Here is a 7,845-nt window from a genome sequence, read left to right on the forward strand (position 1 = left end):
CTTGGGGCAGCACGAACGTCGTCGACTCGCCCTTGCCGATCTCCTCTAAGGTCTCCATCCCGCGCTCGATGATCGCACGCTCGCCCATCGATTCCGCCGACTTCGCTCGGAGGACCGTCGAAATCGCATCACCCTGGGCCTCAAGAATCTGGCTCTGCTTTTCACCCTGGGCGCGGATGATGTTCGACTGTTTGTCACCCTCGGCCTTCTCGATGGCCGAGCGCCGTTCTCCCTGGGCCTCGAGAATCATCGCGCGTCGCTTCCGCTCGGCCGAGGTCTGCTGTTCCATCGCCTGCTGGACATCCTTCGAGGGGTTGACTTCCCGGACCTCGACTGACTCGACCCTGATTCCCCACTCGTCGGTTGGTTCGTCGAGCTCCTTTCGGATTTTCGCGTTGATTTCTTGACGCTTGTTCAGCGTGTCGTCGAGTTCCATGTCGCCCAGCACGGCTCGAAGCGTCGTCTGTGCGAGATTCGAGACGGCTTTTTTATACTCGTCAACCTCAAGGAATGCCTTCCGGGCGTCCATGACCTTGATATAGACGACGGCGTCAGCGGTCACCGGCGAGTTGTCGCGGGTGATCGCCTCTTGACGCGGGACGTCGAGCGTCTGGGTCCGCATGTCGAAGGTGTACGTCTGGGAGACGAACGGGGGGACAAAGTTGATCCCCGGTTCGAGCAACTTCCGGTACTCGCCGAACACCGTCAGGGCGCGCTTCTCGTAGGCGTTGACTATCTCGACGGCCTGATACACCGCGACAACGGTGACCGCAAGCAACAGGAGGGCAACGACTGGGAATACCGAACCACCCAGCTGCAGCGGAGTGTACATACTTTGGTTTGGGGCGACCCGTCAATAAGGGTTCGGCCGTCCACATTGCGACCCGATGAGAACGGTTCGACCACCCGCATCGGGATCGATTGGCCGGGCACCCGGTCGACTCCGCTATTCGATCGGCTGTCCGCCCTCGGTCGGCGGCGCGACGTGATCGACGAACGACTCGACGTCGGGGTCGTTCACCCGGACCCGGACGTGGAGTTCGCCCAGTTCGCTGCCTTCGCCGACGGCGAAGTTGACGACGCCGCGTAGCGCCGCCTGTTTCTTCAATTCGAAACTGAACGTGTCGCCGTCCTGGCCGCCGAAGAAGGCCCCCCGTGCGGTGTCGAGGATCGCCTGTTCGTGGAGCCGTTCGGAGAACTGCTCCATCGAGTGCGCAGTCGCCGACAACGCACCGGGGTGTGAGTCGATTTCGGCCTCCGGGAACAGGTTCGTGATGGCGTCCTTGACCCGACCGGTGACTTCGGTGTCGTTGACCGGCACCGTGATCTCGATATCGACGCTGTAGATCATCCTTTGAGCACCTCCCGAGCGCGCTCGCGGAACGTCTCAAGCGTCCCGGTGTTCTCGATCGTCACGTCGGCACGATCAAGCGCCTCGCCGAGCCCGAAGCCCAACTCACGCTCGTCGCGAGTGGCGAGTGCCTCGCCGTTCTCGATGTCGTCACGCCCCCGGTGGTCGATCCGCTCTTTGCGCATCTTGAAGGGTGCTTCGATCCCGACAAGCGTGAACGAGTCGCCGAAGCGCTTCTTGAAGACGTCAACCTCAACATCGGATCGGATCCCGTCAACGACGACCGTTTCGACATCTTCGAGGGCCGTCTCGACGTGGGGCAGCGAGGCCTCGGCGATCGCCGCCGGTCCGTGCTCCTCGCGGAGGGCGCTCGCCACCTCGCCGTGGTGTTCAGCCGGGGCCAGCCCGCGCTCGCGGCACTCGGCGCGGATTACATCGCCCATCGTCACGACCGGGATGTCGGCGCGCTCGGCGACAGCCGCGAACTCACCCTTGCCGCTGCCCGCCAGTCCGACGGTTGCGATGACTCGCATTCACGCGTGATAGAATGAGCGCGCGTTTGAAGCCTTTGTTATCCCGCCGCCTCCGGGGCGCTCCGGCCGGTGTAACCCGTGTCGTTTTTCAGGGGTCCACGACTACTCAAAAGCGGGGCACGTAGCTCAGCTAGGACAGAGCGTCGGACTTCTAACCGCGCCGGTGTTCCGGTGTGGGAAGAGATCCGATGGCCGTGGGTTCGAATCCCACCGTGCTCGTTATCTGCGAACGACAGTGAGCAGTGACGACACCGGATTCGAGCCTTGGAATTCGCAGTGGCCGAGCGTAGCGAGGCCGACCGTCTTTCTCCGGTGAGAATCCCGCCGTGCTCGCTCTCACTTTTTATTATCGTTCGAGAGAACGGAGTTCTCTCATGATTATCAAAGTCGCTGTGGTCTTCGAACCGCGCTCACTTCGCTCGCGCGGATGCGAAGCGTGCGCGATGTAGTTTATAAGTCGGTGAACCTCAACAGTATATAGATTGGAGCAGCTACTGATAAAACGGTATATGAGCTACATCGCCCGGACAAATTAGATTTCTGCTATCCGGTTTATATAACCGGCGGGGCGAGCCGATGCGCTCGAACACCTGACGACCCGCCGCGTCCCGTGTCGCCGACGAAACGTTAAGGGAGCCGTGCGGGGAACCGACAGTCGATGGAGACCACCCATCGCGTCGTCGCCGGGGACGCGCGCTCACTTTCAGAGGTTGACGACGACTCCGTCGAATTGGTCGTCACCTCCCCACCCTACCCGATGATCGAGATGTGGGATGATCTGTTTTCGGGGCTCGATCCGGCGATCAAAGAATGTCTTGCGGAAGGCGATGGGCGGGCCGCCTTCACGCGGATGCACGAGGTCCTCAACTCGGTCTGGGAGGAGGTCAGCCGGGTACTCGTCGATGGCGGGATCGCCTGCGTCAACGTCGGCGACGCGACGCGAACGGTCGATGGGAGCTTCCGGGTGTTTCAGAACCACTCGAAGATCATCGACGCCTTCGAGACCCTCGGCTTCGAGCCGCTGCCGGAGATCCTGTGGCGCAAACCCGTCAACTCGGGCGCGAAGTTCATGGGTTCCGGAATGTTGCCCCCAAACGCCTACGCGACCCTCGAACACGAGTACGTCCTCGTGTTTCGGAACGGGAAGGCGAGCCGCAGTTTCGAACCGAATGCGGAACACCGCTACAGCGCCGCGTACTTTTGGGAGGAGCGGAACCGCTGGTTCTCGGACGTCTGGACGGATGTCAGGGGGAAACTCCAGGCCCTCGACGACAGCGAACTACGGGCGCGTTCGGCCGCCTACCCGTTCGAGATACCCTATCGACTTATCAACATGTACTCAGTCTACGAGGATACGGTGCTCGACCCCTTCTGGGGGACGGGAACGACCTCGCTCGCCGCGATGGTCGCCGGCCGGCACTCGATCGGATACGAGTTGGACTCGGAGTTCCTCGGACTGTTCGAGGAGATAGCCGAGGACGTCCCCGAGTACGCCCACGAGGTCGTCAAACGACGGCTGGGCGATCACGAGGCGTTTGTCGAGGCACGTGCGGCGGAGGGAAAGGAGTTCGAGTACCGGGCTGATCGCTACGGCGTTCCCGTCGTCACAAAGCAGGAAACGCGGATCCGGTTCTATCTCGCGTCGGCGGTTCGGGGGACGGACGAGGGATATGAGATCACCTACGATCCCCTCGAGCGGACCGACATCGACGTTCGAGACGTTTCCGGGCGGAACGCCGAAACAACACCATCTGATCGATAATTCCGGGGGCGCACATCGAAGGCAACCGTCCTTACTCTACGTCGCCAGCGCGATGGAACGGCGTCCGGGCGACGATCTCTCTGAACTCCGCGACGGTGTCGCGGCTGGCCGACGACGCCGCCTCCAGCACCGCAAACACCTCCTGGCGCGATACTTTGACCCCGGTGTCAGTGAGTGCGTCCTCCGGGCGTTCGTCGAGTTCTCTGAGCGTCCCGACCGCCAGAACGTACGGGACGAGCCACGCCGAGAGCGTGTTACCCTGCCGAAGCGGCATTGCCTCAAGATACGTCTGGGCCTCGTCGAGACACGACCGCGCGAGGTCGGCCGTCCGGGAGACGACCCGGGCGGATCCGTCTCGGTGTTCGGGATCGACGACGGCCTCTTGCGGAACACCCTCAGCTTCGAGCCACTCGGCGGGGAGATAGACGTTGTTCTCCTCGCTGTAGTCGTCGTAGACGTCTTTCGAGACGTTCACGAGTTGGAGGAGCAGTCCGAACTCCTCGGCGGTATTTCGCATGGTTCGGACGCGGCGCTCGTCGGTGTTGCTGCGGGCGAGCAAGTTTGTGATCAGCGTTCCGACGGTGCCCGCGGCGTAGTAGCAGTACTCCTCGAGTTCCTCGCGGTCGCGGATTCGGAGCCCCCCCTCGTCGGCGTAGCGCTCAAGGAACATCGCCATTCCGTCGACCATCTCGTGGACCGGCGGTCGGACCGCCTTGCGGACGTCCGCTGGAAGGTCGTCAAACGTCGCGACGATGGTCGGGGCCTCGGTGACGACTTCCCAGTCGGCGTTTCGCTCCCCCTGCGGCGGAAGCCACGGCTCGACGGCGGTCCGGAACTCCTCGATCGTCGTCGGGTCGTCGGGGTCCAGCGCCGCGTCGTAGGTGTATAACAGATCGGCCTGACGGTCCGTCTCGATGTGGGAGGCGTCCTCTATGGTGTCGGCGACCCGACAGAGGAGGTAGCCGAGACAGATGTGTCTCGACATCGGCTCCTCGAGGACCTCGACTGTCAGCGCGAACGTCCGCGAAACGCGCTGTACCGCCTCCCGACACCACCCGTAGTCGGGGGCGGCCGGGTCGTCCGACAGCGCGCGGCTCATTGGACGGCGATCGAACGACGGTTGCGGTGTCTGGAGGCGGTCAATCCTGCTCGATTCGGGCGCCGGTTAGTCCGTTGGGCAGATCTAGTAGTACTCATTGGTGGCCGAAAGTTCGTCGTTCAGTATCGGATTGATACGCCTTCGACCGTTAAATAACCCGTGCAGGGATTCCCTGGGACGGGCCATATGGGATGGGCGCTTCGGGGGGCGACGTATCGAGGACGGCCAACTGCGGTCGGAGATCGGGTCACGACCGCTCCCGCGACGGCAGCCCCGATCCGACACCTCGACGACAGCGGGGCGAGCGGGACGAGCAGCGGTAGTGGACGGACGGTCGGCGGCGGGGGAGTGCTCCGAGCGATCATTTTCTTCGTCCGGCAAATACACCAACATACGCAAGTTTTATACCATATACCATTGTAAGTGTAGTTGTAATGCACAGAACAGACAGCGCGCGTCCACCACAGTCGGAGAAAACTAAACGTGGTGGTGCGCTCCGCCCGAAACTGAACCGTTTACAGGAGGGGTACCGTCACGCAGGGTAACAACATCGCTACCGGCTCAGACATATACGATCCCGCGGCCGGCACTCCGCCAACCCGAACCCGCCATCCAATTGACATACCCCGGTCGCGGTTCGTTCCCAACGATGAACGTCGGTCCCCGTTCTGTGGGTTCCGGCGTTCGGCCCTGTCATCCGGATCACTTGGATCGTCCCGGCGGGACGGTCCGCCGCTTCTTGCTCCACTGTCGGAGGTGTCCGTCCTTCCGACACAACCGTATCTGATCGTTCCCGAGAGCGCCGCGTTCTGCGGGGCGGTCCCTACGTCTCGAACCCGTCCTCGAAGCGGAACGTCCCGTTCCGCTGGACGGTTTCGCCGTCGACCTCGATAAACGACTCCTCAGCCATGTCGACGATCATGTCAACGTGAACTGCCGACTCGTTAGCTTCGTGTTCCTCCCCAACGCACTCGTCGTAGGCGCGTCCAACCGCCATGTGGACGGTATCACCCATCTTCTCGTCGAAGAGCATATTATACGTGAACGTATCGATATCGCGGTTCATCCCGATCCCCAACTCGCCGAGTCGACTCGCACCCGGGTCGGTGTTTAGCACTTCGGTCAAGAGCCCTTCGTTATCGGCGGCGGCGTGCTCGACGACTTCGCCGTCTTCGAAGACGAGGTGGGCGTCGGTTATCTCGCGACCCTGATGGTACAACGGCATATCGAACAGGACCTCACCTTCAACACTGTCAACGACGGGGGCGGTGAACACCTCGCCGCCGGGGAGGTTCTTTTCCGCGTAATCGTTGAGCGTTTTCATGCCATCGATAGACATCGTCACGTCGGTCGTATCGCCGCTTTTGATCCGGACCTCGCTTGCAGGGTTGAGAATGTCGACCATCCGCGATTGGTGTTCGCGCTGGGCCGCCCAGTCCTTATTGATCGCGTCCCACACGAAGTTCTCGTAGCCGTCCGTGCTCATGCCGGCAAGTTGGGCGTTCGCCTGCGAGGGGAACTGCGTGAGACACCACCGCTTCGAGAGGGCGACCTCTTGGACCGGTTGGCGGGCTTTCGAGTGGGCAGCCTGTTTCTCCGGGGAGACATCGCTTTGCTCGGTTGCGTTCGCCTCCGCGCGGACGCGGATCAGGACATCGCTCTCCTCATAAAGCGCCTCCGCGTGCGTCGGCGTCGAAAGGTTCTCGGCGTCGATCGATCGTAGGTACGCCCGCTGGGCGCGGCCGTCGTTGGCGAGGTGAACCGGCGTCGCCCCCCGATCCCCGACGGCTTCGTGGAGGGCGACAGCTAATTCTTCGGCGACGCTTGGTGCGCTGATAACGACGTTGTCGCCCGATTCAACGTCGGTCGAGTGGTCGACGACGGTCTCAGCGTGCTCGCGGATTCGGGGGTCCATATCCGGAGTGGTGGCGCCGACGACTATACGATTGCGGTGGCCCTGCGTTTTCGACCCGAGAGATACCACTAAGTTACGGCCACACCAAGGCGCATCTATGTGGGGCCAACGGGACCGAACCGAGGTCACCTGCATCGCCTGCGGTACGTCGCTCGATCGCCCCGACGCCCGCGAGTACGACAAGCAGGGCGACCGGTGGGATCGCCGCGAAAAGGAGTTCGAGTACCTCTGTAAGCCGTGTCACCGCGAGTTGTGCCACCAGCCGCGGGCGGGGCTCGAATCGCTGCTCGCCGACATCGAGGACGGATCGGTTCGCGCCAGTCGGTTCGTCGAACGCTACTACGAGGCAGTTGAGGACGGCCCAGAAACCGAGGGGCGCGGCGACCGAGAACAGGACCGCTGATCCGGCCCGGTTCCGACCGGCGCGTGACGCTCCGATGGCCGCCTCGCAACGACTAACTATCCCACCGCACTACCCATCGGTATGACTGACCGCGACGAGCAGGCATACGCCGGAACCGCGGAGGGGAAAGGTCCCGTCAGGATCGACGAGGATCTTGCCCGCCACCTCGCGAACAAACGCGAGGAGCTCTTCGAGGAGTTCGAGATCCGCGACGAGTTCCCGCCCGAAGTGCTTGAGGAGGCCGAAACCCGAGCGCAAGATCCCCAGGGTGACATCGAAGCGGAACTCGAGGAACGCCGTGACCTCCGGGAGTTGACGACGTGGACGACCGACCCCGCTGACGCCCAAGACTTCGACGACGCAATCTCGATCGAACGTACCGATGAGGGGTACCGTCTGTGGGTCCACATCGCCGACGTGAGCCATTACGTCACCCCCGACACGTCGATGTGGGAGGAGGCACAAAAGCGTGGCAACACCGTCTATCTCCCCGCTTACACGGTCCACATGCTTCCGCCGATCCTGGCGGAGACGGTCTGCTCGCTCGTGCCCAACGAGGACCGACTCGCGCACACCGTCGAGATGCACATCAGCGAGGAAACCCTCTCACACGAGTCGATCGATATCTACAAATCGGTCATCCACTCCGGCGCCCGCCAGACGTACAACGACTGCGAGGACTGTCTTGAGGATGAGGACGCCCCGCTACACGAGGAGAACGCCTTGGCCTACGAACTCGCCGAAAAGCTTCACGAGCAGCGAAAGGCGGACGGCTCGCTCGT

Annotated in this window: 8 protein-coding genes and 1 tRNA gene; 4 read left to right on the forward strand and 5 right to left on the reverse strand. The window is 62.5% G+C overall.

Annotated features, from left to right (window positions below; all coding sequences use genetic code 11):
• The 3 genes from ACI944_RS09105 to ACI944_RS09115 all read right to left on the reverse strand — a co-directional run.
• A partial coding sequence (locus tag ACI944_RS09105) for an SPFH domain-containing protein (protein ID WP_411718735.1) occupies positions 1 to 832 on the reverse strand: 832 nt, incomplete at its 3' end.
• A 114-nt stretch (positions 833 to 946) separates the two neighbouring features.
• Positions 947 to 1,351: an RNA-binding domain-containing protein gene (locus tag ACI944_RS09110; RefSeq protein ID WP_411718736.1), complete on the reverse strand. Its 405-nt coding sequence runs from the start codon at positions 1,349 to 1,351 to the stop codon at positions 947 to 949.
• Positions 1,348 to 1,884 carry an AAA family ATPase gene (locus ACI944_RS09115; protein WP_411718737.1) on the reverse strand — a complete coding sequence of 179 codons (537 nt, stop codon included), beginning with the start codon at positions 1,882 to 1,884 and terminating at the stop codon, positions 1,348 to 1,350. Before ACI944_RS09115 ends, ACI944_RS09110 begins: the two co-directional genes overlap by 4 nt.
• Before the next feature lie 115 nt (positions 1,885 to 1,999).
• Here ACI944_RS09115 and ACI944_RS09120 point away from each other — a divergent pair.
• Positions 2,000 to 2,103: transfer RNA gene (locus ACI944_RS09120), tRNA-Arg, on the forward strand.
• Positions 2,104 to 2,542: 439 nt separating this feature from the next.
• Positions 2,543 to 3,646 carry a DNA-methyltransferase gene (locus ACI944_RS09125; protein ID WP_411718738.1) on the forward strand — a complete coding sequence of 368 codons (1,104 nt, stop codon included), beginning with the start codon at positions 2,543 to 2,545 and terminating at the stop codon, positions 3,644 to 3,646.
• 31 nt (positions 3,647 to 3,677) lie between these two features.
• On the opposite strand, the gene ACI944_RS09130 is transcribed toward ACI944_RS09125, so the two are convergent.
• Positions 3,678 to 4,745, reverse strand: a complete 1,068-nt coding sequence (locus tag ACI944_RS09130) for a phytoene/squalene synthase family protein (protein ID WP_411718739.1) — start codon at positions 4,743 to 4,745, stop codon at positions 3,678 to 3,680.
• Positions 4,746 to 5,568: 823 nt separating this feature from the next.
• A complete protein-coding gene (locus tag ACI944_RS09135) occupies positions 5,569 to 6,660 on the reverse strand; it encodes an aminopeptidase (protein ID WP_411718740.1) in 1,092 nt (363 codons plus the stop codon).
• Positions 6,661 to 6,757: 97 nt separating this feature from the next.
• Between ACI944_RS09135 and ACI944_RS09140 the strand changes: the two genes are divergently transcribed.
• Together ACI944_RS09140 and ACI944_RS09145 are read left to right on the forward strand one after the other, a co-directional pair.
• Positions 6,758 to 7,063, forward strand: a complete 306-nt coding sequence (locus tag ACI944_RS09140; protein ID WP_411718741.1) for a hypothetical protein — start codon at positions 6,758 to 6,760, stop codon at positions 7,061 to 7,063.
• A gap of 81 nt (positions 7,064 to 7,144) precedes the next feature.
• Positions 7,145 to 7,845 (forward strand): RNB domain-containing ribonuclease (locus ACI944_RS09145; RefSeq protein ID WP_411718742.1); only part of this gene is annotated, 701 nt, incomplete at its 3' end.

The sequence above is a fragment of the Natronomonas sp. genome (assembly GCF_046710025.1).
Classification (GTDB): domain Archaea; phylum Halobacteriota; class Halobacteria; order Halobacteriales; family Haloarculaceae; genus Natronomonas.